Source organism: Hymenobacter sp. YC55, from assembly GCF_029433095.1.
GTDB lineage: Bacteria > Bacteroidota > Bacteroidia > Cytophagales > Hymenobacteraceae > Hymenobacter.
The window spans coordinates 579,945-593,892 of sequence record NZ_JARNTX010000003.1 but is presented as its reverse complement, the minus strand read 5'-3'; the positions used below and the strand labels follow the sequence as shown (position 1 = coordinate 593,892).

The following is a 13,948-nucleotide window of genomic DNA, read 5'->3' as shown; positions in this document are numbered from 1 at the left end:
GGTTAAGTGTAACCGGGAAAACGTATGAAAACGGAGCCAGCGCCCCTCTTTACGCCGCCGGGCATCATCTATTCGCGGTATGCGAGCCGCCACATCGAGACGGACCAGTGCGTGGCCGTGCATGGCCTGACCTACCTCTTGGCGGGCAGCCTGCGGGTGACGGAGGCGGGGCACCGCCGCGTATTCGAGGCGGGTAGCCTGCTGTTCACCCGCAAAAACTTCCTGGCCAACTTCACCAAATACCCGGCTGCCACGGGCCCTTTTCGCGCCATTACAATCGTATTTGACCCGGCTACCTTGCTGGCGGCCCGCTTACGCACGGCCTGGGCCGGGAAAGTGGCCCCGGCCAGCGACCCCGCCGTCGCGGCCTTGGCCCCGACCCCGGCGCTGCTGCAGTTCGGCGAGTCGCTCCAGCCGTATTTCGAGCAGCCGCTGCCGGCGCCGCTGGCCGCGCAGCAGCAGCAGCAAGCCCTGATGTTGCTGCTGCAGGCCCACCCGGGGCTGCAACCGGTGCTGTTTCACTTCGCGCCGCCCGGCAAAATTGATTTGGAACCCTTCATGCGGCAGCACTTCCGCTTCAACGTGGACCTGCGGCAGCTGGCCTACCTCTCCGGGCGGAGTCTGGCGAGCTTCAAGCGGGACTTCCACCGCCTTTTTCGCACCTCGCCCAGCCGCTGGCGCTACCAGCAGCGGCTGGCGGAAGCCTATTACCTGCTGCAAGAAGAGCACCAGCGCCCCTCGGAGGTCTACCACGAAGTGGGCTTCGAGAGCCTGGCGCACTTCTCGCACGCCTTCAAGCAGCTGTTCGGCCTGCCGCCGTCCCGCGTGTACACACCTCACTAAACCAGCGCAAGCACGGGATTTTACCGCCCGGTAATTACGACCATCCTCTTAATTTTTTACTATGCCCACTATCTTCATTACCGGCGCTTCGTCGGGTTTAGGCAAAGCCACGGCCAAGCTGTTTGCCGCCCGGGGGTGGAACGTCCTGGCCACCATGCGGCACCCCGAACGCGAAACGGAACTCCCCCAGCTGCCGGGTGTGCACCTGCTGCCGCTGGACGTGACCGACCCAACTCAGATTGCCGATACCGTGCAGCGCGCCCTGGCCCTGCACCCCGTGGACGTGGTGTTCAACAACGCGGGCTACGGCCTCATCGGCGCGCTGGAAGCCCTCTCGGACGAGCAAATAACGCAGCTCGTCAGCACCAACCTGCTGGGCGTGATTCGGGTCACCAAGGCGTTTCTGCCCCATTTGCGGGCCCAGCGGTCGGGCCGTATTCTCAACACCACGTCCATGGGCGGCTTCCTGGCTTTCCCGCTGTACTCGATTTACCATGCTACCAAATGGGCCGTCGAGGGCTGGAGCGAGAGTATGTCGTTCGAGCTGGCCTTGCATAACATTCGCATCAAAACGATTTCGCCCGGGGGCACCGCTACCGACTTCACCGGCCGCTCGCTGCAAGTGGCCGAACACGCCGCGTACGCGGGCCTGTTTGAGCAGCTGATGACCGGGCAGGCAGGCGTGCAGTTTGCGCCCGCCGAGGCTATTGCCGAAGTGGTGTACCAGGCCGCAACCGATCAGCAGGACCAGCTCCGTTACCCGGCCGGCCCCGATGCGGTGGCCGCCTACTCGCAGCGCCTAGCCGTTGGCCCCGAAGCCTTTCGCCAAGGCGTGGCTACCCAGTTCGGGTTACCGACAGTGGTAGATTCCCTGGACGTTTAGCGTCCTAGCTTACCCTCTTATTCTTGTCATCCCCATGCAAAGATTAGCCGGAAAAGTAGCCGTAATTACCGGGGGCACCTCGGGTTTGGCCCTGGCCACCGCCCACTTATTCGTGGCTGAAGGGGCCTACGTTTTCCTCACCGGTCGCCGGCAAGAGAAGTTGGACGAGGCCGTGCGGGCCATTGGCCACAACGTGACCGGCGTGCTCGGTGACGCGGCCAACCTGGCTGACCTCGACCGCCTCTATGCCATCGTGAGGCAAGAGAAAGGCCGCGTGGATATCCTGTTTGCCAGTGCTGGGTATGCCGAATTCGGCAAGCTTGGCGACATATCGGAAGCGCTGTTCGACACCACCTTCGGCCTGAATGTGCGGGGCACGCTCTTCACCGTGCAGAAAGCCTTGCCGCTTTTCGCCGAAGGTGGGTCCATCATCCTGAACGGGTCGCTGGCCGCCAGTAAGGGCTTCGCGGCCCACAGCGTGTACAGTGCCAGCAAGGCCGCTCTTCGTTCCTTCGCCCGGTGCTGGCTCGTCGATTTAAAAGACCGGCACATCCGCGTCAACATTCTTAGTCCTGGGGTGATAGACACCCCGGGGCTGGACCTCGTCGCCGGTCTGGAAGCCAAGACACACTTGGCGAAACTAATTCCCCGCGGCGAGTTAGGTCGTCCGGAAGAAGTTGCAACCATAGCTTTGTTCCTGGCTTCCAGCGATTCCAGTTTCGTGAATGGGGGTGAAATCTTCGCGGACGGCGGAATGGGGCAGATTTGAGGCAGAAGCCGGCAAGTACCAGTTGAAGGAGGGGTAAGTGCCGCCTACGGTTAGGTAATGAAAGGAGCGTGTCGTAGAGAACGATAGCGCTGCTGTTGTGGGGCCTCATTACTTGAGGGCTGCTGGGTGAAATACCTCCGTCTACCCAAGTGATTTGCGTATTTTATCCTTGTTGCTTAACTGCGTCCAAGCTCCGAAGAAGTTCTTCTAGCCGACGTTCGCCAGCGACCGTCTGAGCGCCATTTTGCAGCGCTTCTTTCATGATTTGGGCGGTTTTGGGCGCAAAGGCCAAAGCTGCCCAGCCCTCAGTTTCCGCCTGGAAACCGCCAGCATCTCGTACAGCAGGCAAGACCTTTTTAGTTGTTTCAATGACCCCTTCTGGTAAGGCAGCAATGTTGAGCGCCAAGTGATTGACAAAGGCGTCAAGCTCCGCATCCGGTAGTGCCCTATTGATCCAGCCATAACGTTCCGCAGTTGTGGCATCGAATAAATCAGCTCCCAAGATTACTTCCAGGGTCCTGCCCCGGGTCATTTTCGACGAAAGGTATTGGGTGGCTCCCCCGCCGGGAATAATACCCATCAGCGCTTCACATTGCGCCAGTTTGCCTTTTTCGCGCCCAGCGAAACTCATATCAGCGGCGGCTACAAACTCAGCGCCACCCCCACGGGCGATGCCTTTGAGCTTGACAATGGTAACCTGGGGCTGTGCCCGGAGCATCTCGCCCACGGCCTGGAAAAGATTTAATCCTTCCGGGGCGGCGCTGCCTAGTTCATCTAGAATAGCCTGCTCCTCCAGGATGTTGATGTCGACGTGCGCAATAAAGAAATCCGGGTTGGCACTTTCAAACAAAATGACTTTGACCTCTTTGCGAGCGGCCAAGTCAGTAAACAGCAATTGCAATTCCTGCATCATTTTGCCGCTCAACGCATTTACCGGCGCGTTGTCTAGCCGCACAGTAGCTACGCCGTCAGCAATAGCCAAGTGCAGCAGTTGAAAAATAGGCAGGGGAGAAAGGGGCGTGTCCATGGGTTGATTTAAAGCTCCAGAAAGTAGCAAGCGGGGCTATCGTATTTTTGTCAGACAAAATTAGCTGGCACATTTTCCGGAATGGAACATGCTTTAATCAACCATAGCACGTGAACAAGCAGGGCCCCAACGACCAGCCGTACATCTGTACACTTGAAGACCAGGCAGATATCCGCTTTGCCCAAGATGCACTTTATGTCCTGAGCGGTAAGTGGCGGCTGTCTATTACCATTGCGTTGCATAATGGGCACCGCCGGTACCGGGATATTGCTCGGAACGTGCCGGGCATCACCTTTGCGATGCTATCCAGGGAATTAAAACTGATGGAAATCAACAACCTGGTAAGCAGGAGTGAAGACCCGGATTTCCCTAAAACGGTAGAATACTGCCTAACCGACTATAGCCACTCGTTATATCCGATTGTGGAAAGCCTAGTTACGTGGGGCAAACAGCACCATGCCATGATTCGCACAGTGGGCTGACGCAGTTATCCCTACACTGCTGCGCGCCGGAGCATCTAGCTTCGCTCCATACACTCCTGCCAGCCATCACTTGTCACCGTACGCAGGCGCGCGATAACCCACTCGCTCGACTACTTCATCAAGCATCCAGGCCACAATCCGGCGAGCGGTTAGTTAGAACAACTTTTACGCTTCTTACCGCCCACAAACGGCCACATCGCATCGAGTTCCAGTAGCCGGCGCCGATTGGGCCGGAGACGCCACTGTGGCGCGGTATGCGCTTTTTTGCCGGTTTGGCCACCGTCATGCGCGAGACACTTGCAAGAGTACTGAGCCGCTTTGCGCGGGGCGGCGGGCCAAAGATGGCTTAGTGGCGGCAGGTAACGCACGAGTAGCTGGTGCAGCCCTTGCTATGGCCGTTTTTGCGGGGCGAGATGCTGCAACGGTTCTCGCAGCACACGGTGGCCAGAGTTATGTACTAGGCTAGCAAAAACTATCGATCAGACTATTGCCTAAATCTGGCGCCCAAAGAAATAATATTTTTATATTATTTCTTTGGGCGCATAACCGAAAAGCTTTTTGAAAGCATACGAAAAATGCGACAGATTTTCAAAGCCTGCCTCCCGATATACCTCAACTGGCTTTTGTTTACTTTCCGAAAGTAAATAATGCGCTAATTGTAAACGTTTATTTATTAGCCACCGCTGTGGGGTAATTCCATAAATTTTGGTGAAATCACGCTTAAAAGTAGTCAAGCTCCTTCCCGTCAGGTAGCTAAACTTTTCCAATGACATATTAAACATGTAGTTCTTTTCCATGAACTCTGCCAAGTCAATTTTGCCAGGTTCTGAAAAATCAGCTAAAAACGTATCGACGCTCTTATCAATCGTTCTTAAAATGGTAATTGCCTCCTCGATCTTCAAAGCTAAAAGCTTCTCAGGCAATGCTTCCTGCAATTCAAAGTAAGGCAGTAACGAGGCAAAATAACTTTCTACGAGCGGATGCTTTTTATAAGATTTTACAGCTGGTATACGTTCGGTACTAGCATACGCACGGTTGCGAGAGTAATACTCCTTTAAGCGGTTACCCTTTAAGATAATTAAAACACACTTATACGCTTTGTTGTCTTTCGGGTACTGAATGACAGTTGATAACTGACGCCGAGGAAAAAGTATTGTATCTCCGGGACCGTACACCTGGCTGGTAGCAGCTAGTACAATTTTCACTTCCCCAGAAATAATTCTGACGAAGCAATGCTCGTCGAGCATTACTTCATTTTTTAAATACTTCTCTTCTAAACAAGACAACACTACTTCAGCTGACGGGTTGTGCAGCCTTTTTTCCATCGTATTAGGTTTGCGGAATAAAAAGGAGGATAATTAATCTTTGCTAACTTATTGTCCTGATTTTGACTTTTGTCAGGTGACTCATTTGAAAAGCTTCATACAGTTTTTCATTCGCTTCTGCTAGTTGTTGATTCAAAGGCGCTACCAACTCTCCCATAAACATTTTGTCTACCTCCGTGCGCATCGGGCGAGTGCCGTGCGGCATTCTAATAAGCTCTAGAATTGCTCTGGAAACTAAGGCCGTCTTTTGTTCAGGATTAGCTTCGAATACCCCTTTTATCGAGGCTAGCAACGCATCAGGCAAATCCTTGACGGGGCCGTAATCTGCCGAACGCTCTTTCTCGCTAGGCTGGAGCAAAGAACCGATAAATTGGGTGGGAAAGGCCCCCGGCTCCACAATACAAGATTCAATTCCAAAATTAGATACTTCCGTTCGATAGCTCTCCGCTAAGGCCTCGGCAGCCCATTTAGAAGGGCTGTAAGGCCCCTGGAAAGGCACAGCAAGCCGTGCACTGAGGCTTGATATCAGCAGCAAGAGCCCTTGCTGCTGTTGTTTCATAAACGGTAGCACGGCGCGGGTCATGCGCTGCACTCCGAACACATTCACGTCAAATACTTTCTTCCAGTCATCGGCGGTAAACCCTTCCTGAATTCCCCCAGCACCTAATCCGGCATTATTAATTAGAATATCAATGCTGCCCATGTGGGCCGCCGCATTCTGTACACCTGCTACCACACTTTCGTCACTGGTAACATCTAGATCAACTATAAATGCGCCCTTCATTGCTAGAGCTTCAGCCGCTTCTTTGTTTCTGCCGCCCACGTCCCGCATAGCACCTGTTACCGTGTACCCTTCTGCCAGCAAAGCCTCTATTACATCTGTGCCAAAACCACCTGCCGCGCCGGTAATCAATACATTCTTCAAGGTTTTCATTGGTGCAATACGCTTTAAGATGATGGATACAAAGGTCGCTGGTTGACAACTGGTAAGCTTTGTTGAAACGTCCTGATTTGCTTTGTTTAAACGGCTATTTCCCCGGCCGATTACTTCTCACTCGAGAAGGCCTATTCATTGCCGGGTGGAGTACCACCAAAGAGCTGAGTCCCTAATTTTTTAGCGTACATCGCCTATTGCAAAAGTGAGATACACGCGCTAATAGTGCGCTTTCCAAGGGCTGCGCTGCGTTGTAAGACCTTTAAAACGTGGCCTCCCACATCCAAAGCAGCCGCCATTCCAACTGCCCGGAAGTCGCTTGCCCGGCCCGGCATTCCCAATAAGGCTTAGCGGGAGTACCAGGTGAGCGAATAAGTTAGTAAGCCAAATCAGCACAGCGACCTTCTTAGTCCATAAACCGCAGTTTATTGAATTACCATTGCGTCGATAATACCAAGTCGAGTCAGAGATTCAATCCATTGGTTTAACAACGCCTACGGGGGGAGCAGGCGCAGCAATTTGTAGTCGCGCTCCACGGTCCGGGCCTCGTCGCGAATCCGGTCGTTCATCACCCCCACCAGGCTCTGCACCAGCTCCGGGCTCACTTGCTCCAGCATCGGAAAGTGCGTGCGCTCTAACTCATAGAGGATGGTATCGTCCACGGCTACGCCCTGCGCTGGGAAAGCCTGAAGCCGCGAGTACGGCAGCAAGCCGCCTACGTCGCCGGCATTGAGGCGGAAACTCCGTCCGCCGGGGCCACCGGGCAAGAGCGTGTGCGCCCCCCCGCGCACCACGGCCAGCAGCCTATCGGCGGGGGCTCCTGCTAGTACAATGGGTTCGCCATCATTATACTGCCGTAGCTCCCCGGCCTGCAACAGCCAAGCCAGTACCTTGGGCGGCAAGCCTTGAAAGGCGGTGATGCTGCTTAAAGCCGCCGGGTCAGGTGGCAATAGATGGGGCATAGGAGGGGAGTGGAGAATTTGATGTCTAAGTCCGCCTGCGGTCTAGTACTTCCCAAATTGTTAGTAAGGGTAACTGAAAGCCCAGTCTTCGCCGGGCTCGGCGGAGGATACCAGCGGGTGCCCGGGGGCGTGAAAGTGCTTGGCGGCGTGGGTATTTTTCGACTGCTTGCAGTTGCCGACATGGCCGCAGTGCTGGCACACGCGCAAGTGGACTCAGGTGCCGCCCAGCGCGACGCATTCGGGGTAGAGGTGGTGGGTGGCGGCTGTTAGACGCCCCGTTTTAAGTACCATTAAAAGAGAAAATTCAGCCGGTTCCTAATCATCCCGGATTTCACTGTATGCGCTGCTCTCTACCGCGCGGTAGAGAGCAGCACAACAAAAGTAGCAGCCCTTACTATCTTGCTGCCCAACACGTCTGCGGTTCAGCAGCACCTTATAGAATGGGTGCGAATCAGTACCGAAGCGGAAACCTAAACAACCCACGGAAGACCACCGCAAGCAAGACGAATAGCGCAACCGGCGCTCAGACCTGCGCCACGCCGCCGTCCACGAACAGCTCGGTGCCCGTCACGAAGCTACTGTCGTCGGAAGCGAGAAACACGGCCGCTTTGGCAACTTCGTCTGGTTGGCCCACTCGGCCCAGCGGCACGATGCTGGCCATGTACGCCTTAAACTGCGTGGCTTGCTGGGGCGAACCGGCCACGGCATCGGCGCCGGGCGTCTCGATGGGGCCGGGGCTGATGGCGTTGACGCGGATGTTGCGGGCTTTCAGGTCGGTCGTCCACGTGCGAGCAAAAGAGCGGATGGCGGCTTTCGTGGCGCTGTACACGCTGAAATTTTCGGCACCTTTTGAGGCCACAGTGGAGGCCATCACAATGATGGAAGCGCCATCGAGGAGCAGCGGCAGGGCTTTTTGCACCGTAAATAGCGTGCCTTTCACGTTAACGTCAAACTGCTGGTCGTAGTGGGCTTCCGTCACGGCTTCCAGCGGGGCTGACTCGGCCACGCCGGCATTGGCAAACAGCACATCCAGATGACCTTTCGCTGTTTTGATGGTGGCAATTACGTGGTCGAGGTCGGACAGGCTAGCTACGTCGCCGCGGATGCCGGTAGCGCTGGCGCCGAGCAGTTGCACGGCCGCATCCAGCTCGGCCTGCCGCCGACCGGTAATAAAAACAAACGCACCTTCGGCCACGAAGCGTTGGGCAGTGGCCAAACCGATACCAGTGGTGCCGCCCGTAATGAGGGCAATTTTGCCAGCAAGTTTTTGGGAAGTTTCCATTATTGAAAGGTTATTTGAAATTAGTTTCACAAAGGAACTAACATTAGTTTATATTAGTAACTAATGTGAAGGCTACCCCTTAAAAAACTGGTTACTTATCGGTAACAAACAACCTAAAACCGGCTACTTTTCCTGTTCCCCGCCATGAAAGACACCAATTCCATATTTCGCGCTTCCGCCTGTCCCATCACCCGTACGATGGGGGTTTTGGGAGGCAAATGGAAGCCCATTATTATTTTCAACCTCGCCCGCAAACGGGTGCGCTTCGGCCAGCTAGCGCAGAAACTCTCTCTGATTTCGCGGAAAGTGCTGACCGAGCAGCTCAAGGAACTGGAAGACGACGGTATTATCGTGCGCGAGGCGTTTGCGGAGCTGCCGCCGCGGGTGGAATACCGTCTTAGTCCCCACGGCCTCGAGCTATTGCCTATTCTGGAGCAACTTTGTAATTGGCACAGCGCCGGTTCGGTAGCCATCACTGCCTCCGAACAATAAAACTCACTCGCTATTGGCCTTGGTAATGCAGCAGGACTTTTGCGCATGCAAATCTTGACTGATTGCCCCCCTTCCTGGTGGCCGCGCAGTAGCAACTGCGCCATATAGTCGTCGCTGCCACGGGCCTGCTGACGACGCGCCCGTAGACTACCCGGTTGATGTCGCCCGTGTGGCAAAAGCTTGAAGTCAGCTTACGCAGGACAGCAAAACTACGGGCGGCTACGCAGGCGCGACTCCGCGTTTCCTGCTGCCGGAAGTCAACGCAATTTCTAAGCTACATCCCGGCCCTTTGCTTGTCGTAATCTATCTTACCGTAGTCGCCGTTGTAAAAATTCCGGTATGCATTGGCAACCTCCGCTTTAGAATTCATTACGAAAGGCCCTTCCGCCACGATAGGTTCCGGGTAAGGTTCCCCACCGAACAGCAGGATGTCGCAGGCTTCTTGTCCCTTATTTTTCACTTCAATACTGCCGGCGGTTCGGTCATACTCAATGAAATCACCGGCCTTGAATTCCTCGTCATTGATAATCGCTTGCAACGTTGGCAAATAAGCCGCCACCTCTACTTTGTCGGGTAATTCGATAGCGAATGCTGCGCCGGGTTCCAGGTGAATGTGATAAAGAAATTGCGCTGAATAAGTGGGAATAGCAGAGGTAAGTTCCTCGAAGGAGCCCACAATCACCTTGACCCAGCCGCTGCCGTCCGGCAGTTCCTTGAAAGGAACATCACGGCCCTCAATGGCTAAGTAGCCCGGCTTTTCCGCTTTGATCTTGGCGGGCAGATTGATCCAGAACTGGAATGCGTGGGTTAATTTGGAATCGGTCTTCGAATCGTAGTTCAACGTTTCATCATGGATGATGCCGTTGCCGGCATTCATCCATTGCACCCCGCCAGAATGTACCAGGGCGTAGTTGCCTGCGCTGTCAAAATGTTCGTCCTCGCCGTTCAGGATATAGCTTAGGGTCGCTATGCCCCGGTGCGGGTGCGCGCCGGTCCCCTCTTTATTGATTTTTGTTTGGACCTTTGGAGCGATATGGTCCAGGAAAACGAACGGACCGACCGCGTCAGCATACCGGTTCGGTAGGACACGGTAGATGACCAGGGAACCGATGTCTGCCCGTTGGCCCTGGGTCGAGAAACTGCTTTTTTTCTTCATGCTAAAGTAGGGGCCTAATGGGTAATGCTTATTGCAGCAATAATCAGGGGCGAGGAACTTCGCGCTCACTGTATAGTTTGCTGATCTGCGGAATTACCTTCCTGCCAATCAGCTCGATCGATTGGAGCAGCTGCTCGTGGCTAAGACCGGCGTTGTCCATCTGGAACGTAAAACGGTCCACGCCTCCCAGCGCCTCGCTATGGCGCAACAGCTTTTCGGCGACCGTTTCCGGGCCCCCCACGACGAGCACGCCTTTTGGCCCGACCTGGGCGTTAAATTGCTTCCTTGTTACCGGCGGCCAGCCGCGTTCCTTGCCCGCCTTGGTCCATAATTCTGCATAGCCCGGGTAGTAATCCTCGACCGCTGAATGGTCATCCTCACCCACATAACCAGGAGAATGCAGTCCGACCTTAAGCTGGTCGGGACTGAACCCGGCTTCTGCCCCCGATCTTCGGTAAAGGTCGACCAGCGGCCGAAAGCTTTCCGTCTCGCCCCCGATAACGGCGACCATCAACGGCAAGCCTAGCATACCAGCCCGCACAAAGGACTGCGGCGTGCCGCCGACGCCCACCCAAACGGGCAGTTTTTCCTGCACCGGACGCGGATAGACCGGCTGGTTCTTGAGTGCTGGCCTGAACTTACCCGACCAAGTCACGAATTCCTCATCCCGGATCTGCAGCAATAACTTCAGTTTTTCCTTGAACAAGGCGTCATAATCATTCAGGTCGAAACCGAAGAGCGGGTAGGCCTCAATGGCGGAGCCCCGACCTACCACAATCTCCGCACGGCCTTTGGAAATGAGGTCAAGCGTCGCAAAATGCTGGAAAACCCGCACCGGATCCGAAGTGCTCAGTACGGTCACCGCGCTTGTCAACCGGATGCGTTTGGTCCGGGCCGCGGCGGCGGCCAGAATCATCGAGGGTACCGAGTCCAAAAATTCCTTTTTGTGATGCTCGCCTATCCCGAAAACAGCAAGGCCAGCCTCGTCTGCCGCAATTATCCGGTCCAGCAACTGCTCCATGGCTGCTTCACTGCCCAAAGTATTGCTTCCATACATTGCCGAAGCGAAGCTGTCTATGCCTATTTGCATAAGTATGTGTATTTCAACCGCTATCCGTCATTGCTACCAGGGTAGCGAATGGTTTCAAAGAAAGGCGACACCCCGACAAGAACCAGGAGGGTGCCTTTCTTTATTTTTTAATGCTGTGCCGGTACCGGGGTATTCAGCAGCTGTTGCTCCCAGGCATAGGCCACACCGGTTCCTCCGGTATGCTCGATCATCAGGCCTGCTAACGCAGTTGCGGTGTCGAGACGCGCCCAGTCCCGCTGCCATTCCGAGGTAACGGCAACCCAGTTGATCGGCGTAATACCGTGTTGTATCATACGGCGTACTGCCTGGTCATGGGCTTCCGGTGTAACGGATCCGCAGGCATCGGTAACCACGAATACATCGTACCCTTCATTAGCTGCCTGTATCGCAGGCATGGCCACGCACACCTCTGTCCATAGACCCGCCAGAATCAGCTGCTTGCGGCCACTCGCAGCTACTAGGTCGGTAACGGCAGGGTCTTGCCAGGTATTGATCCAGGTACGGTTTATCGGTTTTTGGTCCGGATATACATCCTGGAGTTGTTTGATAATTAAACCGCCGCGCTCTTCCACAACGGTGGTCAGTATGGTCGGTACCTTGAAGACCTTGGCCGCTTTGGCCAGCCCGGTCACCGCATTGATGATCATCGTCGGTTCGTGGCTGTTCAGATTAGCGAACTGAAAAGGCTGGTGATCGATCAGGACCACGATGCTGTTCTCCGGAGTTAGCAGGCCCGGTAGGCCAGTTTTTACACTATTTCCCATGTGTGTGTGTTGGACAAGAGTTGCTGTATCGGTCTTTGTACTTTCCCTAAGAATCCTGCTGCTCGCCTTGATGCCGGTGTTACGATAGTGCGGAGCCGCACTGCAGGTGCAGGCGGCTCGCCTAGCACACGCGGTTTTTGAAAACAACCCGCACCTTTTCCATGATCTTTGACAGGCAGATTGCCAGAAGCAAATTTCATTCGCCCGGTTCCTCCTGAAAGATGACCTGCATCTAAAAATATTATCGACCTATGTCGACGGTTTTGGAATGTGCCAAGCATTTTCGCACTTTCGGGACTTTCAAGCAAGGTTTTCCAGCCGCTAGACTGTCATTCGCGCTACGTGCTGAGTTGGGAACTGTTCAACAAGATCGACGCGAGCTTCAATCTCACGCCCTGGTCGATACCCTGCACCAGAAGCCCGCATCCTTATATCTTCAACTCCGAGCAGAGCAGCCAGTTTGCCAGGCAGGCGTTTAGCGGGCGCTACTGGCGACCGGTTGCTACATCAGTTGTGACAAGCGGAGCCGCGCTTCCGCTAGCCCTTTTTCGAGCAGCTCTGGCGCCCCATGGAGGGGGATGCGCGTACTTGGAATAGCACTAGAGTAAGAACAGGAAGTATCGGTAGAGAAAAACTGCTCGGGCGGCTTCCCCAGAATACGACTAAAATCGGTTTACGGCTTGGCGTTGGCCGAGCCACCATCTACCGCTACTTCGCCCCCTTAGGCGGGCCTACCGGGGAAGTGTTGCCCACGTCCCTAACGCAGTTTGCCGGCCCCCGCGAGTGCCAGAACTCACCAAGGGAATGGTACCCGCAGAGCAGCCGGTCAACTCGTCCGTGCCAGTTTCGCCGCCTCAAGCCGTCGTTGCCGAACTCAGCCCAAGTCCTGCCTGCCGACGGAAGGTGCTGGGCAGGGCGCCGCGGTAACGTAGAAACGTTTTATTCAGGTGACTGACGTCGGTGAAGCCCAGCTCATCGGCAATCTGGCTCAGGGTGAGGTCACTGAATTGCAGCCGGCTTTCCACTAGCTTGAGTTTGTAGAGCAGCACGTAGCGCTTGAGCGGCACGCCCGCCAAACGCTGAAAGTATCGTCCGAAGTAGGAAGGGGCCACGCCGAAGTGCTCGGCCAGGTGCCGGGCCGTCAGCTTGGCCGGTTCGTAAATGTGAAAATGCAGGTGGGAGAACAGCTCCTCCTGGGCCGGGGCCGGATGCTGACCCAATGCCCCCTCGGCCAGGGGAGCCGGCAGCTGCGCGTGATACAGGTTGCGGGCCACGAGCGTGAGCACCCCCATCAGGTGGGTTTGCAACAGCACGTCGCAAAACAGGCGCTCGTCCTGGTACTCCGCGGTGGCGTTTTCCAAGAGCTGCGCCACGGTGGCGCGGTCGGCCGCCGAGCCAATAAGATTGCTACGGTTGCGAGGGTAATTGAAGAAAATGAATTCGATTTTGCGCAACCACTGCGTAAAATCAATGCGTTGGGCCTGCACGCTGGGTTGAGCAAAGAACACGGGCAGAAAACGGACGCTGCGCAGCCGGACTTCGGTCTCGGCTTGCAAGCCGTTGCACTCGCGCGGCAACAAAAGCAGTACGTCACCGGGCCCGAACGGGTAGGTATGGTCATTCACCTGCTGCTGCCCCCAGCCCGCCTCCACGTACACCAATTCAAAAAACTGGTTGATTTGCGCCGCTTGGATGGGCCCGGCGGCGACCGTACGGGTGCTAATTTCGAAGGGCTCGTAAAGTATGGTCGGCATACCGGATAAGTAGGCAAGGTTGTTCGGTGTTGAGTCCAATGCCGGCGGCGCATAACCACCCCGAAGTATTTTTGCTTCCGCCGCGCCCGGCGCTAGGGCGGCCTGAGGGAAGGAGCGCTACGCTAAAATAAGCGAGGGCGTCAAATCATACCACTTAATAGCCGCTTTCTACCTTTAAAACTGCT

15 protein-coding genes are annotated in these 13,948 nt (G+C 55.4%); 6 read left to right on the top strand and 9 right to left on the bottom strand.

Annotated elements, in window-relative coordinates:
* The first annotated feature begins 24 nt into the window (after positions 1–24).
* The 3 genes from P1X16_RS22725 (at position 25) to P1X16_RS22715 (ending at position 2,495) form a co-directional block, all read left to right on the top strand.
* The gene (locus P1X16_RS22725; protein ID WP_277234098.1) at positions 25–843 is read left to right on the top strand and encodes an AraC family transcriptional regulator; all 819 of its coding nucleotides are present in this window, start codon (positions 25–27) and stop codon (positions 841–843) included.
* 61 nt (positions 844–904) lie between these two features.
* The gene (locus P1X16_RS22720) at positions 905–1,726 is read left to right on the top strand and encodes an SDR family oxidoreductase (protein WP_277234096.1); all 822 of its coding nucleotides are present in this window, start codon (positions 905–907) and stop codon (positions 1,724–1,726) included.
* A gap of 34 nt (positions 1,727–1,760) precedes the next feature.
* Complete coding sequence (locus tag P1X16_RS22715) at positions 1,761–2,495, top strand: SDR family oxidoreductase (RefSeq protein ID WP_277234094.1); 735 nt, start codon at positions 1,761–1,763, stop codon at positions 2,493–2,495.
* A gap of 163 nt (positions 2,496–2,658) precedes the next feature.
* On the opposite strand, the gene P1X16_RS22710 is transcribed toward P1X16_RS22715, so the two are convergent.
* A complete protein-coding gene (locus P1X16_RS22710; RefSeq protein ID WP_277234092.1) occupies positions 2,659–3,522 on the bottom strand; it encodes an enoyl-CoA hydratase/isomerase family protein in 864 nt (287 codons plus the stop codon).
* A 110-nt stretch (positions 3,523–3,632) separates the two neighbouring features.
* Here P1X16_RS22710 and P1X16_RS22705 point away from each other — a divergent pair, with 110 nt between their 5' ends.
* On the top strand, positions 3,633–4,004 hold the full coding sequence (locus P1X16_RS22705) for a helix-turn-helix domain-containing protein (protein ID WP_277234090.1): 372 nt from the start codon (positions 3,633–3,635) through the stop codon (positions 4,002–4,004).
* A gap of 521 nt (positions 4,005–4,525) precedes the next feature.
* On the opposite strand, the gene P1X16_RS22700 is transcribed toward P1X16_RS22705, so the two are convergent.
* The 3 genes from P1X16_RS22700 to P1X16_RS22690 form a co-directional block, all read right to left on the bottom strand.
* A complete protein-coding gene (locus tag P1X16_RS22700) occupies positions 4,526–5,329 on the bottom strand; it encodes an AraC family transcriptional regulator (RefSeq protein ID WP_277234088.1) in 804 nt (267 codons plus the stop codon).
* A gap of 43 nt (positions 5,330–5,372) precedes the next feature.
* Positions 5,373–6,263, bottom strand: a complete 891-nt coding sequence (locus P1X16_RS22695; RefSeq protein ID WP_277234086.1) for an SDR family NAD(P)-dependent oxidoreductase — start codon at positions 6,261–6,263, stop codon at positions 5,373–5,375.
* A gap of 494 nt (positions 6,264–6,757) precedes the next feature.
* A complete protein-coding gene (locus P1X16_RS22690) occupies positions 6,758–7,225 on the bottom strand; it encodes a cyclic nucleotide-binding domain-containing protein (RefSeq protein ID WP_277234084.1) in 468 nt (155 codons plus the stop codon).
* Positions 7,226–7,282: 57 nt separating this feature from the next.
* On the opposite strand from P1X16_RS22690, the gene P1X16_RS22685 reads away from it, so the two are divergent.
* Positions 7,283–7,495, top strand: a complete 213-nt coding sequence (locus P1X16_RS22685) for a hypothetical protein (RefSeq protein WP_277234082.1) — start codon at positions 7,283–7,285, stop codon at positions 7,493–7,495.
* Positions 7,496–7,748: 253 nt separating this feature from the next.
* Here the strand turns inward: P1X16_RS22685 and P1X16_RS22680 are convergent, their stop codons facing one another.
* Entirely contained in the window at positions 7,749–8,507 is a 759-nt protein-coding gene (locus P1X16_RS22680) for an SDR family oxidoreductase (protein WP_277234080.1), read from the bottom strand.
* Between the two features lie 144 nt (positions 8,508–8,651).
* Here P1X16_RS22680 and P1X16_RS22675 point away from each other — a divergent pair, with 144 nt between their 5' ends.
* Entirely contained in the window at positions 8,652–8,999 is a 348-nt protein-coding gene (locus P1X16_RS22675) for a helix-turn-helix domain-containing protein (RefSeq protein WP_277234078.1), read from the top strand.
* A gap of 274 nt (positions 9,000–9,273) precedes the next feature.
* Here P1X16_RS22675 and P1X16_RS22670 read toward each other — a convergent pair whose 3' ends face one another.
* The 4 genes from P1X16_RS22670 to P1X16_RS22655 all read right to left on the bottom strand — a co-directional run bounded on the left by P1X16_RS22670 (position 9,274) and on the right by P1X16_RS22655 (position 13,763).
* Positions 9,274–10,155, bottom strand: a complete 882-nt coding sequence (locus P1X16_RS22670) for a pirin family protein (RefSeq protein ID WP_277234076.1) — start codon at positions 10,153–10,155, stop codon at positions 9,274–9,276.
* A gap of 43 nt (positions 10,156–10,198) precedes the next feature.
* Positions 10,199–11,245 carry an LLM class flavin-dependent oxidoreductase gene (locus tag P1X16_RS22665; RefSeq protein WP_277234074.1) on the bottom strand — a complete coding sequence of 349 codons (1,047 nt, stop codon included), beginning with the start codon at positions 11,243–11,245 and terminating at the stop codon, positions 10,199–10,201.
* 107 nt (positions 11,246–11,352) lie between these two features.
* Positions 11,353–12,009 carry a hydrolase gene (locus P1X16_RS22660; protein WP_277234072.1) on the bottom strand — a complete coding sequence of 219 codons (657 nt, stop codon included), beginning with the start codon at positions 12,007–12,009 and terminating at the stop codon, positions 11,353–11,355.
* A gap of 854 nt (positions 12,010–12,863) precedes the next feature.
* Positions 12,864–13,763 (bottom strand): helix-turn-helix transcriptional regulator, encoded by a 900-nt coding sequence (locus P1X16_RS22655; RefSeq protein ID WP_277234070.1) that lies wholly within the window; start codon positions 13,761–13,763, stop codon positions 12,864–12,866.
* Between the last annotated feature and the right edge of the window lie 185 nt (positions 13,764–13,948).

Excerpts from the sequence above, each read along its gene's own strand:
- P1X16_RS22725 (WP_277234098.1), top strand. The coding sequence starts at position 25 with ATGAAAACGGAGCCAGCGCCCCTCTTTACGCCGCCGGGCATCATCTAT.
- P1X16_RS22720 (WP_277234096.1), top strand. The coding sequence starts at position 905 with ATGCCCACTATCTTCATTACCGGCGCTTCGTCGGGTTTAGGCAAAGCC.
- P1X16_RS22715 (WP_277234094.1), top strand. The coding sequence starts at position 1,761 with ATGCAAAGATTAGCCGGAAAAGTAGCCGTAATTACCGGGGGCACCTCG.
- P1X16_RS22710 (WP_277234092.1), bottom strand. The coding sequence starts at position 3,522 with ATGGACACGCCCCTTTCTCCCCTGCCTATTTTTCAACTGCTGCACTTG.
- P1X16_RS22700 (WP_277234088.1), bottom strand. The coding sequence starts at position 5,329 with ATGGAAAAAAGGCTGCACAACCCGTCAGCTGAAGTAGTGTTGTCTTGT.
- P1X16_RS22695 (WP_277234086.1), bottom strand. The coding sequence starts at position 6,263 with ATGAAAACCTTGAAGAATGTATTGATTACCGGCGCGGCAGGTGGTTTT.
- P1X16_RS22690 (WP_277234084.1), bottom strand. The coding sequence starts at position 7,225 with ATGCCCCATCTATTGCCACCTGACCCGGCGGCTTTAAGCAGCATCACC.
- P1X16_RS22680 (WP_277234080.1), bottom strand. The coding sequence starts at position 8,507 with ATGGAAACTTCCCAAAAACTTGCTGGCAAAATTGCCCTCATTACGGGC.
- P1X16_RS22675 (WP_277234078.1), top strand. The coding sequence starts at position 8,652 with ATGAAAGACACCAATTCCATATTTCGCGCTTCCGCCTGTCCCATCACC.
- P1X16_RS22670 (WP_277234076.1), bottom strand. The coding sequence starts at position 10,155 with ATGAAGAAAAAAAGCAGTTTCTCGACCCAGGGCCAACGGGCAGACATC.
- P1X16_RS22665 (WP_277234074.1), bottom strand. The coding sequence starts at position 11,245 with ATGCAAATAGGCATAGACAGCTTCGCTTCGGCAATGTATGGAAGCAAT.
- P1X16_RS22660 (WP_277234072.1), bottom strand. The coding sequence starts at position 12,009 with ATGGGAAATAGTGTAAAAACTGGCCTACCGGGCCTGCTAACTCCGGAG.
- P1X16_RS22655 (WP_277234070.1), bottom strand. The coding sequence starts at position 13,763 with ATGCCGACCATACTTTACGAGCCCTTCGAAATTAGCACCCGTACGGTC.